The sequence below is a fragment of the Streptomyces sp. NPDC059957 genome (assembly GCF_042730015.1).
GTDB lineage: Bacteria > Actinomycetota > Actinomycetes > Streptomycetales > Streptomycetaceae > Streptomyces.
In genome coordinates, this window is the sequence record NZ_JBHWMB010000069.1 from 1 (window position 1) to 1,609 (window position 1,609).

Consider the following 1,609-nt stretch of genomic DNA (forward strand, 5'->3'; position numbering starts at 1 on the left):
GTGCCCGGGGGGAAAAAAAAAAAAGAAACCCTCCGCAAAAGGGGTGGGAAACATTTTTTTCGTTGGGGCCCCAGGGGTCGGGGATGCCCTTGTGTGGGGCCTGTTCGGGTTTCGGGGGGTCCCCCGACGCGTTCGCCACGGCTTGGGGAGCGTGCAGCCCGGGCGGCCCAGGTCGATCGTGTAGTGCGTCTTGCAGGTCCGCCCATCGGCCGGGCAGCCGGGCGGATCAGGCCGGCGGGGTCAGGACGGCAGGGCTCGTGCCCGCACCGGCCGTGCCGGTTCCTGGCCGCCTCCGCTGGGCAGCACGCGGACCTCGCCGCCGTCGCTGATCTCGGCCCTGACGATGCCGGTGTCGTCGGCGTACACCGGGTGGCCACCCGGACCCTTCTGGTCGGTCACGGAGACCACCACGACGTCCTGTCCCCCTTCGGGACCGTCCTCGAAGACCAGCTCGTACCTGTGGGCCCGCATCGTGTTCCGTCCGTTCCTGGAGGTGCCGGCAGGTCGCTGCGAGCGGATCACCACGGATCGGCCGGAGCTCACCGCAATGCTCCGCCGCGATCCGCCGACACGCATCTCACGGACCGCCGGATGGCGGCGCCGGCGACGGGACACCCGCGCCTACCATGCGGGGATGGACATGAGCAGGGGCGCGGGCAGGCACCAGGTCGTGTTCGGCTACGTGGCGCACGGGACCGGTCGCCCCGTGCTGGTGCTCCACGGGGCCGGCGTCGACCACCACGAGACCGAGGCCTGCTTCGAACCGGCGCTCGGCGGCCTCGCCGGACTGCGGCGGATCTATCCCGATCTCCCCGGAATGGGCAGGACCGCCGCTCCCGAATCCCTCCGCAGCGCCGATGACGTCCTCGACGCGCTGCTCGGCTTCGCGGACGAGGTCACCGGTGGAAGCCCGTACCTCGTCATCGGCCACTCGGCCGGCGCGTACTTCGGGCAGGCGATGGCCGCGCGCCGCCCGGCCGCGGTCGCCGGCCTGGCTCTCGTCTGCCCGCTGCTGCCGCGAGTGCGAGACGTGCCGCGCCACCGCGTCGTCGAGGGACCGGGCGGGATCGGCGACGAGGAGTTCCGGAGCTACTTCGTGAGGCAGACCCCCGAGATGCTCGACCGGTACGAGCGTCACGTCGCACCGGCCGCGGCCCTCGTCGACCAGTCCGCGCTCGAACGCATCGGCGCCCGGTGGACGCTCGCGCCGGTGCACGCGGCCCCCTATGCGGGGCCGACCGTGATCGTGGCGGGCCGGCTCGACTCCACGGTCGGCTACGCCGCCGCCACCGACCTCGTGGACCACTACCCGCACGCTTCGCTCGCCGTGGTGGACGACGCGGGCCACGCCCTCCCCCACGAGCAGCCGCAGCTCCTGCGCGCCCTCCTCGCCGAGTGGCTCGAGCGCGTCGAGCGCGTCGAGCCCGCGAAGTGACCGGCGAGGGGCCCGGGCCGGACGTTCTCCGGGCATGGTGGCGGGGGGGGGGACGCAAGGGGGGGGGGGGGAGGGGGGGAGACGGCGGGGGGGGGGGTGTGTTCCGTCTGGCCCTCCCGGAGACCAAAAAGAGGACCCCCCTCCATAAACCCCCAACCCCCGCCCCCCTTCCCA

2 protein-coding genes are annotated in these 1,609 nt (G+C 73.0%); one reads left to right on the forward strand and one right to left on the reverse strand.

The window, feature by feature from the left end; translation table 11 throughout:
• Positions 1–240: 240 nt before the first annotated feature.
• Positions 241–471 carry a DUF6296 family protein gene (locus ACFWBW_RS32975; protein ID WP_385380482.1) on the reverse strand — a complete coding sequence of 77 codons (231 nt, stop codon included), beginning with the start codon at positions 469–471 and terminating at the stop codon, positions 241–243.
• 163 nt (positions 472–634) lie between these two features.
• On the opposite strand from ACFWBW_RS32975, the gene ACFWBW_RS32980 reads away from it, so the two are divergent.
• A complete protein-coding gene (locus tag ACFWBW_RS32980) occupies positions 635–1,435 on the forward strand; it encodes an alpha/beta fold hydrolase (protein WP_385380485.1) in 801 nt (266 codons plus the stop codon).
• Positions 1,436–1,609 lie beyond the last annotated feature (174 nt).